Annotated in this window: 13 protein-coding genes and 1 pseudogene; 8 read left to right on the top strand and 6 right to left on the bottom strand. The window is 68.4% G+C overall.

Annotated elements, in window-relative coordinates; all coding sequences use genetic code 11:
• Positions 1-46 precede the first annotated feature (46 nt).
• From N4R40_RS09220 to N4R40_RS09210, 3 genes are read left to right on the top strand one after another with little or no spacing between them, the layout of a single operon-like run.
• Complete coding sequence (locus N4R40_RS09220; protein WP_261607069.1) at positions 47-1,852, top strand: lipase family protein; 1,806 nt, start codon at positions 47-49, stop codon at positions 1,850-1,852.
• A 44-nt stretch (positions 1,853-1,896) separates the two neighbouring features.
• Positions 1,897-3,870 carry a M13 family metallopeptidase gene (locus N4R40_RS09215; RefSeq protein ID WP_261607068.1) on the top strand — a complete coding sequence of 658 codons (1,974 nt, stop codon included), beginning with the start codon at positions 1,897-1,899 and terminating at the stop codon, positions 3,868-3,870.
• Positions 3,834-4,859 carry a class A beta-lactamase-related serine hydrolase gene (locus N4R40_RS09210; protein ID WP_261607067.1) on the top strand — a complete coding sequence of 342 codons (1,026 nt, stop codon included), beginning with the start codon at positions 3,834-3,836 and terminating at the stop codon, positions 4,857-4,859. Before N4R40_RS09215 ends, N4R40_RS09210 begins: the two co-directional genes overlap by 37 nt.
• A 102-nt stretch (positions 4,860-4,961) precedes the next feature.
• Here the strand turns inward: N4R40_RS09210 and purU are convergent, their stop codons facing one another.
• The 4 genes and pseudogenes from purU to N4R40_RS09190 form a co-directional block, all read right to left on the bottom strand.
• Entirely contained in the window at positions 4,962-5,843 is an 882-nt protein-coding gene (gene purU / locus N4R40_RS09205) for a formyltetrahydrofolate deformylase (RefSeq protein WP_261607066.1), read from the bottom strand.
• Between the two features lie 139 nt (positions 5,844-5,982).
• Positions 5,983-6,153 carry a CsbD family protein gene (locus N4R40_RS09200; protein ID WP_261607065.1) on the bottom strand — a complete coding sequence of 57 codons (171 nt, stop codon included), beginning with the start codon at positions 6,151-6,153 and terminating at the stop codon, positions 5,983-5,985.
• Positions 6,154-6,439: 286 nt separating this feature from the next.
• Positions 6,440-6,738: pseudogene (locus N4R40_RS09195) on the bottom strand (MFS transporter); the annotation flags it as partial.
• 16 nt (positions 6,739-6,754) lie between these two features.
• On the bottom strand, positions 6,755-8,158 hold the full coding sequence (locus tag N4R40_RS09190; RefSeq protein ID WP_261607124.1) for an MFS transporter: 1,404 nt from the start codon (positions 8,156-8,158) through the stop codon (positions 6,755-6,757).
• Positions 8,159-8,383: 225 nt separating this feature from the next.
• On the opposite strand from N4R40_RS09190, the gene N4R40_RS09185 reads away from it, so the two are divergent.
• The 5 genes from N4R40_RS09185 to menC all read left to right on the top strand — a co-directional run bounded on the left by N4R40_RS09185 (position 8,384) and on the right by menC (position 12,057).
• Positions 8,384-9,094, top strand: coding sequence for a GNAT family N-acetyltransferase (locus tag N4R40_RS09185; RefSeq protein ID WP_261607064.1), 711 nt, complete (start codon positions 8,384-8,386; stop codon positions 9,092-9,094).
• A gap of 77 nt (positions 9,095-9,171) precedes the next feature.
• On the top strand, positions 9,172-9,831 hold the full coding sequence (locus N4R40_RS09180; protein WP_261607063.1) for a cyclase family protein: 660 nt from the start codon (positions 9,172-9,174) through the stop codon (positions 9,829-9,831).
• A gap of 40 nt (positions 9,832-9,871) precedes the next feature.
• On the top strand, positions 9,872-10,318 hold the full coding sequence (locus N4R40_RS09175; protein WP_261607062.1) for a MarR family winged helix-turn-helix transcriptional regulator: 447 nt from the start codon (positions 9,872-9,874) through the stop codon (positions 10,316-10,318).
• Positions 10,319-10,340: 22 nt separating this feature from the next.
• A complete protein-coding gene (locus N4R40_RS09170) occupies positions 10,341-10,763 on the top strand; it encodes an organic hydroperoxide resistance protein (protein ID WP_261607061.1) in 423 nt (140 codons plus the stop codon).
• 160 nt (positions 10,764-10,923) lie between these two features.
• Positions 10,924-12,057 carry an o-succinylbenzoate synthase gene (menC, locus tag N4R40_RS09165; RefSeq protein ID WP_261607060.1) on the top strand — a complete coding sequence of 378 codons (1,134 nt, stop codon included), beginning with the start codon at positions 10,924-10,926 and terminating at the stop codon, positions 12,055-12,057.
• Between the two features lie 4 nt (positions 12,058-12,061).
• On the opposite strand, the gene N4R40_RS09160 is transcribed toward menC, so the two are convergent.
• Entirely contained in the window at positions 12,062-13,336 is a 1,275-nt protein-coding gene (locus N4R40_RS09160; protein WP_261607059.1) for a hypothetical protein, read from the bottom strand.
• Between the two features lie 336 nt (positions 13,337-13,672).
• Positions 13,673-15,097, bottom strand: coding sequence for an SPFH domain-containing protein (locus N4R40_RS09155; protein ID WP_407665860.1), 1,425 nt, complete (start codon positions 15,095-15,097; stop codon positions 13,673-13,675).
• Between the last annotated feature and the right edge of the window lie 111 nt (positions 15,098-15,208).

Raw genomic sequence — 15,208 nt, 5'->3', positions numbered from 1 at the left:
CCTAGAGGCGCACCGGAGCGTCCCCGGCGGAAAGTAGCCTGGAGGCGTGGCGGACACCGGGATCCTCAGCAGACTCCCGTTGGGGAGGCTGCTGGCACGCATGCCCGCGTGGGTGCGGATCGTGCTCTCGCTCGCATCGATCGTGCTCGGCGCGGTCATCGTCCTCCGCCCGACGACCGCGCTCGACATCCTCGCCCTCCTCCTCGGCGGAGGCATGGTGCTCACCGGCGTCCTCGAAGCCACCGGCCGGGTGGATGAGGGTGAACGCCGCTGGCGTGGCGCGCTCTCGATCGGGTGGATCGCGCTCGGCGTGTTCGTTCTCGCGTGGCCGGGTCTCACGGTCCGCGCCGTCGCGGTCATCGCCGGCATCCTGCTGCTCGTCAACGGCGCGGCCGGCCTCGGCTCGGCTTTCCTGAAGGGGCGCGGCTGGGACGATCGGATCGCGGATGCCGCCTTCGGCGCGACGGGAATCATCTTCGGGGTACTCGCGCTCGCGTGGCCCGACATCACGCTGCTCGTCGTCGCGGTCGTCTTCGGCGCGTCGCTGATCATGCGAGGAATCGTCGATCTGTGGTCGGCGCTGCGCCGACGGCGCGATGAGCACCGCCCGCCGTCGAAGACCGCTCCGCGACGGCGATGGGGACGAACCACCGTCGCGCTCCTGTCGGTCGCCGTCGCGGTGGTGGCGGTGGTGGGAACGGCACCGCTGCGGGAAGGCTCGACCGTCGTCGACGAGTTCTATGCTGCCCCGCGCACGATCCCCGATCAGCCGGGCAAGCTGGTGCGCTTCGAGCCGTTCACCCGGGAAGTTCCGACGGGGGCGGTCGGCTGGCGCATCCTCTACACGACCACGGGCCAGGACGGAGAGATCCGCGTCGCGAGTGGGTTGGTCGTCGTTCCGGACGGCGGCGAGCCCGGGGAGCGCTGGCCGGTGATCGACTGGAACCACGGAACGACCGGATTCGCGCAGCACTGTGCGCCCTCGCTGCAGGAGCGACCGTTCTGGGCAGGCGGAATGTACGTCGTCAAGAAGGTCATCGCCGAGGGCTGGGCGATCGTGGCGACCGACTACATCGGTCTCGGGACGGAGGGGCCGCACACGTATCTGTTCGGCGAGTCGAGTGCGGTCGCCTCGTTGGATGCCGTGCGCGCTGCGCGCGAGATCCAGGAGGCGAACCTGAGCGCGAGCACTGTCGTCTGGGGGCACTCCCAGGGCGGCGGCGCGGCCCTGTGGACCGGCGCGCTGGCCCGCGAGTACGCCCCCGACGTCTGGGTGCGCGGCGTCGCGGCCTTCGCACCCGCCGCTGACCCTCCCGCGCTCGTCGACAACGTGTCCAACGTCACCGGCGGACTCATCTTCGCCTCGTACGCGTTCGCAGCTTTCGATGAGGTGTACCCCGACATCACGTATGCGCGCTACATCCGGCCGGGGCTGCAGCCGGTGCTCCGCGCGATGGCGGAGCGGTGCCTGACCGATCCCGCGATCGCGCTGTCGGTCGTCGCCGTCGTCGGGACGGCCATCGACCCCGAACTCTTCTCGACCGACCCGTCGTATGGCCCCTTGGGCACACACCTGCGGGAGAACATCGCGCCCGCGTGGATCGGACCGCCGCTGTTCCTCGGACAAGGCGGAAGCGACTCGATCGTGCCGCAGGCGACGCAGGACGCCTACGTCGAGGATGTCTGTGCGCGCGGGCAACGCATCGACTACCGCCGCTATGCGCTCTATGAGCACGCCGAAGTGATGGAGACCTATTCGCCGATGGTCGCCGACGCGATCACCTGGACGCGCGCGCGGTTCGCGGGGGAGCCTGCGAACGCGCAGTGCGCGACCACCGACGTGCCGCGCTGAGGTCCCCGGCATACACCGCAGTCACGGCGCGTATCCTGGACGGCATGACCGAGACCACCCCCAGATCGGGTATCGAGCTGTCCGAACTGAGCACTGACATCCGTCCGCAGGATGACCTGTTCCGCCACGTCAACGGCACGTGGATCGAGCGCACCGAGATCCCCGACGACAAGGCCCGCTGGGGCTCGTTCCATCTGATCGCGGAGCAGGCGGAGAAAGACGTCCGCGTCATCATCGAAGAATCGACGGATGCCGAGCCGGGCACCGAGACCCGCAAAATCGGCGACCTGTTCGCGAGCTTCATGGACACCGACCGCATCGACGCGCTCGGCGCCGCCCCGATCCTGCCGCAACTGGAGCGCGTCGAGGCGATCGGCTCCCTCCCGGAGTTCCTCCGCGTCGCCGGCGAACTCGAACGCGAGGGCGTCGGCGGCATCGTCGGCACCTACATCGAGCCCGACCCCGGCAACCCGCAGCGCTACGTCGTCTTCTTCGTCCAGAGCGGTCTGTCGCTGCCGGACGAGAGCTACTACCGCCTCGAGAACTTCACGGCGACGCGGACCGCGTTCCGCGAGTACGTCACGACGATGCTGAGCCTTGCCGATGTCGCGGATGCCGGGGCCCAGGCCGATCGGGTGCTCGCGCTCGAGACGGAAATCGCCGGACACCACTGGGACAACGTCCGCAGCCGGGATGCCGTCGCGACCTACAACCTGATGACCTGGGACGACGTGCAGGCGCGCGTCGGCGTGGATCTGGACGGATGGCTCGACGCCGTCGCCGGAGAGCACCGTGACGGGTTCACCGAGATCAATGTGAACCAGCCGAGCTACCTGGAAGGCCTCGGTACGCTCCTGACCGAGGAGCGGCTCGAGGATTGGAAGGCGTGGCTGCGTCTGCACGTCATCCGTGCGTCGGCGGCGTTCCTGTCCGACGAGTTCGTGGCGACGAACTTCGCGTTCTACGGCACCGAGCTCACGGGCGTTCCCGTCAACCGCGAGCGCTGGAAGCGGGGTGTGAGCTTCGTCGAAGCGGCCCTCGGCGAAGCGGTCGGGAAGGTCTACGTCGAACGTCACTTCCCGCCGCGCGCGAAGGAAGAGATGGACGAGCTCGTCGCGAACCTCATCGAGGCGTACCGGCAGTCGATCTCCGAACTCGAGTGGATGACTCCCGCGACGCGTGAGCGGGCGCTCGAAAAGCTTGCGGCCTTCACGCCGAAGGTCGGCTTCCCGGTCAAGTGGAAGGATTACAGCGCTCTCGAGGTCGACGGGGACGATCTGATCGGCAACGTCCGCCGCACGAACGCGTGGGAGCACGACCGGCAGCTCGCCAAGCTCGGAGCACCGATCGACCGCGACGAGTGGTACATGACGCCGCAGACCGTCAACGCGTACTACAACCCGTTGATGAACGAGATCGTCTTCCCCGCCGCGATCCTGCAGTATCCGTTCTTCGACATGGATCGCGATGCCGCGGCCAATTACGGTGGCATCGGCGCGGTGATCGGTCACGAGATCGGGCACGGCTTCGACGACCAGGGCAGTGCCTTCGACGGCACGGGAGCGCTCAACGACTGGTGGACCGACGAGGATCGCACAGCCTTCGAAGAGCGCACCAGCGCCCTCATCGCGCAGTACAACGCGCTCGTCCCGCAGGGTCTCGCCGCCGAGCACACCGTCAACGGTGCTCTCACGATCGGTGAGAACATCGGCGACCTGGGTGGCCTCGGCATCGCCCTGAAGGCCTACCGGCTCCACCTCGGGGAAGGCGCCGGCGACGGTCCCGTCATCGACGGGTTCACCGGCATCCAGCGCCTGCTGCTCAGCTGGGCGCAGATCTGGCAGCAGAAGGGTCGGGATGCGGAAACCATCCGTCTGTTGACGATCGACCCGCACTCGCCGAACGAGTTCCGGTGCAACCAGATCGTCCGCAACGTCGATGAGTTCTACGCGGCGTTCGAGGTCGCCGAGGGTGATGAGCTGTGGCTCGCACCCGAGGCACGCGTCACGATCTGGTGAGCGAGCGGCCGAGTTCGCGTCGCGCCGGAGCGCACGACCCGGTGCCGGGTTCGCGCGCGGGCGAGCGCGCGGCCGCGCGCGCCGGGGAGGCGGCGGACAGTCAGCGCGAGCTGCGTTCCCGTCGCACGCCGCCGCCCGGGACCGCACGGCGCGCGCTGCGCCAGCCGTCTTTTCTCGGCACGCTGAAGGCGCTCGACGTGCTCTCGACCGCGGGGGCACACGTGTCGGTGCGTGTCTCGGACCTCGACAGCGGCGACGGCATCCTCGTCGGCGACGATCATCTGACCCTTCCGGTCGCGGGCCTGGGCATCGTGCCGCTGTTGATCGAGGTCGCGGCTCAGATCGAGGCGCGTACGCTCGATCCGCTGGAGATTCTGGAGCGCGCCTCGGTCGATCCCGTCGGGGTCGCCGGTCTCTGGCAGCACCTCAAGGCGCCCGCACTGCCGGTGTGCGACCTTGCCGTCCTCACGGCGGCCGCCTCGGACGCCTCGGCCGCCAACGCGCTGCTTGCCCGCGTGGGCCTGGATGCCGTGCGCGCCCGCGTCGAGTCGATCGGTCTGACCAAGACCGCCCTGCTCGACCGATTCCGTGACGTGCGCGGACCCGATGACGCCCCGCAGGTCGCGCTGGCGTCGGCCGGCGAGCTCGCGGCGCTGTTCGCCGCGATCGTCAACGCGCAGGTCGTCTCCCCGGCCGTCAGTGCGCAGGTCGGTGAGTGGCTGAACCTCACGCAGGACCTCGCTCTCGTCGGATCGGCGACGGCGATGGATCCGTTCGCCCATGAAGACGATCGACACGGCCTGCTGTTCGTGAACAAGACCGGGCGCGCCGACGGCATCCGTGCGGAGGCGGGCGTGATCGCCGGACCGCGCGGCGGCCTCTCCTACGCGCTGATCGTGTGCTTCGACGATCTGTCGATCGCACACCGCCTGCGGGCGAACGAGGCGTTCCACACGCTGGGCCTCGACCTCATGGAGTACGTGTACTAACCCGCGTCCCACTGTGCGCACCTTGTGTCCCACTTGCGGCACAGCATGTCCCACTTCTGGTTGCTTCTGACGCTCAGAAACAACCGAAAGTGGGACATGGGGTCAAAACACGATCGTGTGGTTGCCGTCGCGGAGCACGCGGTCTTGCGCGTGCCACAGGACGGCGCGCGACAGAACCTGGCGTTCCACATCTGCGCCGCGGCGGGCGAGCTCCGTCGCCGATTCGGCGTGCGTGACGCGGACGGTGTCCTGCTCGATGATCGGTCCCTCGTCGAGGTCGTCGGTCACGTAGTGGGACGTCGCGCCGATGAGCTTGACGCCACGCTCCTTGGCCTTCTTGTACGGCTCCGCGCCGATGAAGGCGGGCAGGAATGAGTGGTGGATGTTGATGACCGGCACGCCCAGCTGGGACAGGAAGTCGCCGGACAGGATTTGCATGTAGCGGGCCAGGACGACGAAGTCGACGTTCCCCACGAGCAGCTTCAGGATCTCGGCTTCGGATGCCGCCTTATCGGGCCCGGTCACCGAGGGCACGTGGAAGAACGGCACGCCGAAACTACGGACATCCTCCGCAGTCGTCGTGTGATTGGAGACGACCATCGGGATCGTGACGGGCAGGTCGCCGCGGCGGTGGCGCCAGAGCAGGTCGAGGAGGCAGTGGTCCTGTTTGCTCGCGAGGATCGCCATGCGCTTCGGGACCGACTGGTCGGTGAGCTCCCACGCGAGTTCGAAATCGGCGAGCGTCCGAGCCACTTCTTGCTCGATCTGCGGCCGGTCTGCGGCGAAATTCGGGCGGTGGAACACGACCCGCTGGAAGTAGGCACCGCCGCGGGCATCGTCGGAGTACTGATCGAAAGCGACGATGTTGCCGCCGATGCGCGTGATCATCGCCGACACGGCCGCGACGATCCCGGGGGTGTCCTTGCCTTGCACGATGAGACAGGCGTGGGCGGGAAGAAGGTGCGGCGTGTGGACCGGAGACATGACTCGATTCTGCCGTGTCGCGCCGCCGTCCCCTATTCGCGCGCGCGGTGAAGCCACGTGTGGATGCTGCTCGTCGGCTCGTCCGCGTCGCGACAGCACGATGCCCCCGCCGAGTCGGCGGGGGCATCGCAGCGGGGGCTTACTTGAACGCGTCCTTGACGTTCTCGCCGGCCTTCTTCAGGTCGGCCTTGGCCTGGTCGGTCTGACCCTCGGCTTCGAGGCGCTCGTTACCCGAGACCTTGCCAGCCGCTTCCTTGGCCTTGCCGCCGAGGTCTTCCGCCGTGTTCTTGATCTTGTCGTCGAATCCCATGGGGAACCCCTTTCGTTCCGGTCAGCGTGGACACCGACCATCTGGACTTCACGTTACGTGCCCGGTCACGGGATGCCGATGGGGTTGACGCGTGGGCCGATGTGGCCTACGAGATGCTCAGCGCACGCCGCGCATGAGAGCCAGGACCGGCTTGACCGCCAGCAGCAGCGCGATGCCCATCGCGATCGCGACCGCGCCGATCGTGGAGAAGTAGGGCACCTGGTCGGCCGGGTCGTACAGCTTCGCGAGGGACCCGGCGATGGCCGTGCCGAGCGCGACCGAGAGGAACACGCTGGGAGCCGAGGACCCGGTCGGCGATCCAGGCGCCCAAGATCGTCGAGAGGTACACGGCGCCGCCGTACGCGCCGACGATGCCGGTCGCCACGCCTCGTCGATCCCGAGGCCTCCGCGGGCGACGGAGTAGTACATGTAGATGAGCAGGATGCCCTGCATGCCGTAGAAGCTGAAGCGCTCCCACATCTCGACGCCGAAGATGTGCGCGAGCGCCCACGGTTGGCCGAAGAAGCGCGTGTCGTGATCGTTGCGGTCGCGGGGTCCGGCGGCGTCGGAGGTCGTCGTACTCATGCGACGACGCTACTGGCTAGCGCGCGGGGAGGGCGGGATGAGCATCGGTGTACCCACCGCGGGTGGGGATGAACACGGCCACGACGAGCGCGATGATCGCGGCGGCGCCACCGAGGATCAGCGACAGCGTGAATCCGGCGCTCGTCGGCACCGGCACGCCGTCGAACTCTGTCGAGGAGGTCGCCAGCACCGCCCCGATGACCGCCGCCGCTGTGCTCGTTCCGAGCGAGCGGAACAGCGCGTTCAGGCCGTTTGAGGCGCCGGTCTCGCTCTGCGGCACGGAGCGCATGATGAGCATGGGCATGGAGGCGTAGCCGAATCCGATGCCCGCACCGATGAGGATGTTCGCGACGAGGAGGTGCCATACCTCGGTCGAGAACGCGAGCGTGAAGCCGTACGCGGCGATGAGGGACAGCGCTCCCAGAAGGAGGAGGAGCTTGGGCCCGGTGCGCTGCGCGATGCGGCCAGAGAGGGGGGAGAGCGCCATCATCACGAGGCCCGACGGCATGACGACCAGGCTCGCGGCGAGCAGCGACAGCCCGAATCCACCCGTCTCCACCGGCAGTTCGAGCATCTGCGGGTAGACGACGTTCGACGCGAAGAGCGCGAACCCCATCGCGACCGACGCGATATTGGTGAGGAGCACGGCGGGTCGTGCGGCGACGCGCAAGTCGAGAAGCGGCTCGTCGATGCGCAATTCGAACCAGCCCCAGAGCAGCAGGATGCCGAGCCCGCCGAGCCCGAAGGCCAGGACCGGCGGTGAATCCCAGCCCCATTCGTTGCCGCGCGAGATCGCGAGAAGGATGCCGATGAGGCCGACCGCGAGCCCGGCGGCGCCCACGAAGTCGAACCGCCCCGCCGTGCGGAGGACGCTGACCGGCACGATCCACAGCACGAGGACGAGGACGACGATGCCGAGCCCGGCGGCCATCCAGAACAGGAGGTGCCAGTCGCTGCGCTCGGTCACGAGCGCACTGATCGGGAGCCCGAGCGCGCCGCCCACCCCGAGCGTCGCGCTCATGAACGCGATCGCCGCATCGACGCGGTCGGCGTGCAGGACGTCCCGCATGATCGAGATGCCGAGCGGGACGACACCGACGATCGCGCCCTGGAGAGTGCGGCCGACGATGATCGCGATGATCCCGGGGGAGAGTGCCGCGATCACCGAACCGAGGATCATCACCGCGACGAGGGCCAGGACGACGCGCCGCTTGCCGTACATGTCGCCGAGCCGCCCCGCGATCGGCGTGATGACGGCCGCCGCGAGCAGCGTGGAGGTCACGACCCACGCCGTGTCCTCGCGGCTGGCGTCGAGGAGCTCCGGGAGCTTCGACTGAATCGGCACCATGAGCGTGAACATGAACGACGAGCAGAGTCCGGCGGTCGCGAGAACGGCCACGATCGCACCTTGGCTCGGCATCCGGGTCCTGCGGCGGCGCGCGTCGTCATCCCGTGTGTTCACTCATCGAGGCTATCCACGCTCGCCGGGGCCGGGGCCGTCGCTCCCTTCGCCGAGTGCGCTGGTTTCTCGCGACTGCGCCCCTCCCGCACGGCGGGCGACCGGCGCGCTCGGCGCGAACCAGCGCACTCGGCGACGTTGCGGTGCGGCATGCGCGTGATCGGCCGCAGCGCCTAACCTGGGGGCATGGCAGACGATCAGCCCGCGGGCATCGACATCCGCGCGCTGGAATCCGTCGAGCAGATCTTCACGGCGAGCGAGGTGCTGAGCGAGGTCTGGGGCGGCGATCGCACCGGCATGCCGCCCAATCTGCTGCGCGCACTCGCACATTCGGGCAACTATGCCGTCGGCCTCTTCGACGGCGACCGGATGATCGGCGCCTCCGCAGCCTGGTTCGCAGCGCCCGCGGAGCGATCGATGCACTCGCACATCACCGGCATCCTGCCCGACTATCGCGGCCGCAGTCTCGGGCGATTGCTCAAGAATCACCAGCGCGTGTGGGCGCTCGCGCAGGGCGTGGGGCACATCACGTGGACCTTCGACCCGCTCGTCGCGCGCAACGCGCACTTCAACGTGCGGGTGCTCGGCGTGCACATCACCGAGTACCTGATCGACCACTACGGCGCGATGGACGACGGTGTGAACCGCGGCGATGAGTCAGACAGATTGATGGCGTCGTGGGCGCTGGCGGCACCGGCATCCGCCCCGCGTGAAGAGGACGTCGTCACGTCGGTCCCCGTGCCGCACGACATCGAGACCCTCCGCCGCGCCGATCCGACCGAAGCGCTGGAGTGGCGCTACCGCGTGCGCGATGCCTTCGGCGGGCTGCTCTCGGACGGGTTCGTGGTCACCGGATTCGATGACGAGCGCGGATACCTCTTCGCCCGTCGGATGTGAGCCGACTGGCCGGTTATTTCTGCCAACCTCGCGCCCGCGTGTGTAGGCCGCCAGCGCGAAACCCTACGCTGGCGGCTATGTCGATCGTCGATCTCAGCCACCCCATCCGCGCCGGACTCGTCACGTACCCGGGGCTTCCCGCGCCGGTGATCACTTCGCACCTCACGCGTGAGGCGTCCCGCGCGAACTATGCACCCGGGACCGAGTTCGCGATGGACATCATCACGATGATCGGCAACACCGGCACGTATCTCGACTCTCCGTTCCATCGCTACGCGGAGGGTCCCGACCTGGCGGGCCTCGACCTCGCGAGCCTGGTGGGCCTTCGCGCCGAAGTCTTCCACCTGCAGGACGCGGGCACCCGGGGGATCGGCGCCGACACCTTCGCCGGTCGCGACCTCGGTGGCGCGGCCGTCCTGCTGCACACCGGGTGGGATCGATTCTTCGGCACCCCGGAGTACGGCGCCGGGGCCCCGTTCCTGAGTGAGGACGGTGCTCGCGCCCTCATCGCGGCGGGGGCCAGGCTCGTCGGCATCGACTCGGTCAACATCGACGACACCGAGTCCGGCGGCGAGCGTCCGGCGCACACGCTGTTGTTGGATGCCGGCATCCATGTCGTCGAGCACCTCACCCGGCTGGAGGACGTGCCCGCGTCGGGCGCGCGGTTCACGGCGGCGCCGCCCGCGATCGAGGGGTTCGGCACGTTCCCGGTGCGGGCCTACGCCGAGCTGCCGTAGCCTCATTGTGCACAATTGAATTGTGTGCAATGCTTTTGGTATGGCCACCGCTCTCGACGACTTCGTCTGCTTCGCGATGTACACGGCATCCCACGCGACGACGCAGGCCTACCGCGAGGTTCTGAAGCCCTGGAGGCTCACCTATCCGCAGTACCTCGCGATGGTCGTGCTCGCGACGGGGGAGCGCACTGTCTCCGAACTCGGCGACGAGATGAGCCTCGATTCGGGCACGCTCTCGCCTCTGCTGCGTCGACTCGACGACCGAGGGCTCGTCGCGCGACGCCGTGACACGGACGACGAGCGCGTCGTGCGCGTGCGGCTCACGGACGAGGGGCGCACGGTCCACGCCGCGGTGATGGATGCCGTCGGCTGTCTGGTCCCGGCCTTCCTCGGCGGTGGGGGCGACCTTCCCGAGCTCTTGCGCCAACTGGGCGCGATCACCGACAGCATGCGTGAGCTCGCGGCCACCCACCGCGCGGCCGCATAAGACCTCCACGAAAGGACACACCATGGACACTCTCTACACCGCAGAGGCGCTCGCGACCGGCGGCGGCCGCAACGGACACGTCCGCACGAGCGACGGCATCCTGGACTTCGACGTGCGCGTCCCGAAGGAGATGGGCGGCGCCGGTGGCGCTCCGAACCCCGAGCTCCTGTTCGCCGCCGGCTACGCGGCCTGCTTCCACAGCGCGCTGCAGTCCGTCGCGCGTGCGCAGAAGGTCGCGATCGAGGGGTCGAGCGTCGGGTCACGCGTCGGCATCGGCTCGAACGGAGAGGGCGGGTTCCAGTTGGCCGTCGAGCTCGAGGTCAACATCCCCGACGTCGATCATGACGTCGCGCAGGCGCTCGCCGATGCCGCCCACCAGGTGTGCCCGTACTCCAACGCGACGCGCGGCAACATCGAGGTGCGGGTCACCGTCGTCGACGACTGAGCACTGCTCGCGCTCGGGGCCCGGCATCCGCCCGCTCGGTGAACTGAGCATTGCGAGAGGGGATGTGCGCAGGTGAGGGTGAATTCGCGGGATTCATCCTCCCGAGCGCACATCCCCTCTGCTCGCGCTCGGGGCCCGGCCGCCGCACTAGCCTGGGCGCATGCCGATCGCCCGCGCCGCCGCATCCGTCACACTCGAGGGTGTCGAGCTTCGTGTTCTGCACCTTCCGCTCGTCGCTCCGTTCACGACGTCGTTCGGGACCGAGACCGTCCGCGAGGTCATCGTCGTGCGCGCGCTGACCTCCGATGGCGAGGGGTGGGGTGAGATCGTCACCCAGCAGGCGCCGCTGTACTCGAGCGAGTACACGCAGGGCGCGTGGGATGTCGCCGCGCGCTTCCTGATTCCCGCGCTGTTGGATGCCGGTACCCTCGCTCCCGAGAAGGTCGCCGGGGTGCTGGCGCCCTTCGTCGGGCACCGGATGGTCAAGGCGGGCCTCGAACTCGCGATCCTCGACGCCGCGCTCCGGGCCGAGGGGCGCCCGCTCGGCGAATACTTGGGCGCCACGGTCGATCGTGTGCCGAGCGGGGTGAGTGTCGGCATCCAGGCTGATCCCGCCGCTCTCGTCGAGACCGTCGGCGGTTATCTCGATCAGGGCTACGTCCGCATCAAGATCAAGATCAAACCCGGTCGCGACATCCTCGACACTGCCGCGGTCAGAGACGCCTTCGGGGCGATTCCGCTCCAGGTCGATGCGAACTCCGCGTTCACACTCGCCGACGCGGACGCCCTCGCCGAGCTCGACCGCTTCGACCTCCTGCTGATCGAACAGCCCCTGCAGGAAGACGACCTCGTCGACCACGCCACCCTCGCCCGGCGCTTGCATACCCCCGTCTGCCTCGACGAATCGATCACGTCCCGCAAGGCCGCGGCCGACGCGCTCGCGCTCGGCGCGGCATCCATCATCAACATCAAGGCCGGGCGCATCGGCGGCTACCTCGAGGCCGTCGCGATCCACGATCTGTGCCGGGATGCGGGAATCCCGGTGTGGTGCGGCGGGATGCTGGAGACCGGGATCGGGCGCGCGGCGAACGCGGCGCTCGCCGCGCTGCCGGGCTTCACTCTCCCCGGCGACGTGTCAGCGTCGGATCGGTTCTACGCGCGCGACATCGTGACCGAGCCGGCCGTGCTCGAGGGCGGACACGTGCGCGTGCCGACCGGACCGGGGATCGGCGTGGAGATCGACCGTGCGGCCCTCGATGCCTTCACGGTCGAGCGGGTCGAACTGCGGCGGTAGCGAGCTATCTTCCCCGGTTGACCAGGCCGGTCGCACCCGCGATGAAGAGTCCGAAGAGGATGATCGACAGCAATTTGAGCAATCCGAAGGCTGCGACGAGGCCGACGCTGCTGGGCCACAGCGCGGCGAACCCGAGGTCGAGAGGGATGATCGCTGTGTTCGCAGCGAAGACGAGAGACCAGGCGACGCGGAACCCTGGGTCCGCGTTGGGCGCGCCGGCGGCGGCATTCAAGGCATAGACGTCGTCGAAGGCCGCAATCGTCACGGCGGTGATGGCGATCCAGCAGCCGAGGAGCCACCACAGCGCGCGGGTGTTCTTGTAGAAAAAGCCGGTGGTTACATCCAGCACGGAGTCGAGTGCCCGGCGAAACCACGGCCGCGTCTGCGAACGATCGCGTTCCGCTTCGATGCGAAGTTCGGTGGCCTCACCGGCATCAGCGCTCTCGTCAAGCGCACGAGCGAACTGCTCCCACACTTGTGGCGCGTGAGACCCTGCTGCGCCACGGCGCAGCCATGCACTGATCCACTCGTGTGCACGGGCGTCTTCGGCGGGCCGTTCGGGGAGGTGCAGGATGAGTCTGCCGATTTCGATGCGGTTCGGTGAGCCGATGGCCGCGACCGACTCCACGCCCTCGGAGCCGTCGATGCTGAGCGTTTCGATGCGTGTTCCGGAGAGGACGACCCGCATGCGGAGCGTCTCATCGCGGGGGAACGAATCCGGCCGCAACTCGAGGCTCCCGATCTGGGAGTCCACGAGAAACAACTGCTGCAAACCTTCGCATCCGAAGAACCGCACGTCTGCTTCGATGTGGGTGCCGCTTGCGTCCACGGCGGAGCGAGGGCCGATGAAGAGGCAACTGTCGAAACTGAGAAGTCGGGCAGAAAAGCGGTCCATCGAAATACCCGACAGCACGCACCCCTCGAAGCCGATGGCGAACGGAGCCGTGAGCCAGTTGAGGTCTATCGGGCCGTCGATGATCACGCGGTGCAAGCGAAGCCCACGAGCATCGACGTCGTCGATCGTGCTCAGCGCCTCGCGCAAGAGACTCGCGTCGAGCCGGGCTGTGGGCAGCGCACGCTCCAGGAACGCTCCGGAGTACAGCTCGTCGCTGCGGATACCGACGGGCTCACCCGTCTCGTCGAACTGGTTGACGATGAGGCCGAGACGCATCGCATAGCGGATCTCTTCCAGGCCGATCGGGCGCAGATCGTCGAGTTCTCCTGACTCTTTCGCGTTATCGATGTAGGACCGGAGCGATCGTTCTGTCAGCGTCCCCATGGCGTACTCCTCCGGCCGTGACCACCTGGCGCGATTCGCCGAGCGAGTCCGAGGCTAGCGATGGGGGAAGGCGGGTCAGAGCTGTGCGGGGTAAGCCCGGACAACTCCGTACGGCAGAAGCCGCCGCACCACGTATCTGGCCGGGTTCATTTCTGGTGTACGGCGTGGGTGTTCGCCCCAGGGCGGGACGCCGCGGTGGACCTGAACAACTCCTGCAGGAGGCTGCTCCAGCAGGCCGGACGGCGCGTTCTTCCGTGCCGCGTTGTGCCGGTCCGCGCGGCGCTGCAGGAGCTGTTCAGGTCAGCTGCTGAGAAAAGCCCGCTGGCCAGCAGCCGGTCAGGCGTCGGGTTGCGAGCCGGCGGCGACCTGCGCGCCGATCGCGGTGGCCTCGGCGAGGCCCGCATCCGGGCCGGCGGGCGCCGTCGCGCGGGTCTTCGCGCGGTCGGACTCCTGGGCGAGCCCCTGCGCCATCCCGCGACCGGTCGCCTGCCCCTGGATCACGGCGCGCAGGTCGATGCCGGTGGTCGCCTGGACCGCGTCGAACGTGGCACGCATGCTTGCCGCCGACTCGGTGGCCATGTGCGAAGACGCGCCCTCGCCACCGAGCACCGTGATCGAGCCGACCTTGTCGAAACCGCGCGCGAACTCGGTCATCATCGGGACAAGGGTCTCGAGCGCGCGCTGAGCGAGCAGAGCCTCCTGGTTCTTCGAGAGGGCCTCGGCTTCGGCCGAGATCGCTTCGGCTCGCGCTTGCCCGACCAGACGCACGGCGTCGGCCTCGGCCTGCGCGCGCAGCCGTGTGGCTTCGGCCTCTTGTGCCGCGATCTGGGCGCGCGCTTCGGCCGCCTTGACCTGCGCGTACGCCTCGGCGTCGGCACCGCGCTGGCGCTGGTAGAGATCAGCATCGGCGACCTTGTTGATGTCGGCATCGAGCTGGGCCTGCTTGTTCTCGGCACCCTGCAGGAGGACCGCCTGTTCGCGCTCGGCGCGGGCGAGTGCTTCGGCCTGGTCGGCCTCGGCGCGGGCGCGCCCGACCTGGGCAGCGGCGTCCGCGGAGTTCTTGTCGAACGCGGTCTGCTCGATGAGGTTCGCCTCGTCGGTCGCGATCTGGCGGGCGCGCACTTCGCGGGCGGCATTGATTCGGGCGACGTCCGCCTCGCGACGCACGCGTTCGACCTCGGTCGCGCCGAGCGCGTCGATGTACCCGTTCTTGTCGGTGACGCCCTGGATCTGGAACGAGTCGAGGATGAGCCCCTGGGAGAGCAGGTCGCTCTTGATCCCGTCGGCGATCTGGTCTGACAGCTTCTGCCGGTCGTTCATGAGCTGTTCGACGGTCAGCGTCGCCACGACCCCACGCAGCGCGCCTTCGAGCTGTTCGGTCGTGAACTGCTCGATCGCGCTGTCCTGCGACAGGAAGCGCTCGGCGGCGCGACGCACCAGCTCGGGATCCGACCCGATCTTCACCAGCGCGACTCCGCTGACGTTCACCGTGACACCCGTCGATGATTGCGCCGTCGGCTCGATCTTGATCTGGCGTGCGCGGAGCGAAATCATCTCGGCACGCTGCGTCAGCGGATTCACCAGGGCGCCGCCACCGGTGATCACCGAGATTCGCGACGAATCTCCGGCGGCATTCCGCTGATTGCGACCGACGACGACGAGCGCCTGGTCGGCCTTGGCCACCTTGTACCAGGCGCGCACCATGATCAGGATGAAGACCAGCAGGATGATGGCGGCGACGGCGGCGATCCCGATGATCACGAGCGTGCTTCCGGCGGCGAAGAGATTGTCCACGAGCACTCGACTTTCTGTGTTGCGACTATGTCCTTCGACCGTACCCGGTGGCGCGCAGAGGCGTCGGGCTAACCCGAT

The organism is Microbacterium memoriense (genome assembly GCF_025398275.1).
Classification (GTDB): domain Bacteria; phylum Actinomycetota; class Actinomycetes; order Actinomycetales; family Microbacteriaceae; genus Microbacterium; species Microbacterium memoriense.
This window is presented reverse-complemented; position numbering and strand designations above follow the sequence as displayed.

Excerpts from the sequence above, each read along its gene's own strand:
- N4R40_RS09200 (WP_261607065.1), bottom strand. The coding sequence starts at position 6,153 with ATGGGATTCGACGACAAGATCAAGAACACGGCGGAAGACCTCGGCGGC.
- N4R40_RS09170 (WP_261607061.1), top strand. The coding sequence starts at position 10,341 with ATGGACACTCTCTACACCGCAGAGGCGCTCGCGACCGGCGGCGGCCGC.
- N4R40_RS09160 (WP_261607059.1), bottom strand. The coding sequence starts at position 13,336 with ATGGGGACGCTGACAGAACGATCGCTCCGGTCCTACATCGATAACGCG.
- N4R40_RS09215 (WP_261607068.1), top strand. The coding sequence starts at position 1,897 with ATGACCGAGACCACCCCCAGATCGGGTATCGAGCTGTCCGAACTGAGC.
- purU (WP_261607066.1), bottom strand. The coding sequence starts at position 5,843 with ATGTCTCCGGTCCACACGCCGCACCTTCTTCCCGCCCACGCCTGTCTC.
- N4R40_RS09175 (WP_261607062.1), top strand. The coding sequence starts at position 9,872 with ATGGCCACCGCTCTCGACGACTTCGTCTGCTTCGCGATGTACACGGCA.
- menC (WP_261607060.1), top strand. The coding sequence starts at position 10,924 with ATGCCGATCGCCCGCGCCGCCGCATCCGTCACACTCGAGGGTGTCGAG.
- N4R40_RS09190 (WP_261607124.1), bottom strand. The coding sequence starts at position 8,158 with ATGCCGAGCCAAGGTGCGATCGTGGCCGTTCTCGCGACCGCCGGACTC.
- N4R40_RS09180 (WP_261607063.1), top strand. The coding sequence starts at position 9,172 with ATGTCGATCGTCGATCTCAGCCACCCCATCCGCGCCGGACTCGTCACG.
- N4R40_RS09185 (WP_261607064.1), top strand. The coding sequence starts at position 8,384 with ATGGCAGACGATCAGCCCGCGGGCATCGACATCCGCGCGCTGGAATCC.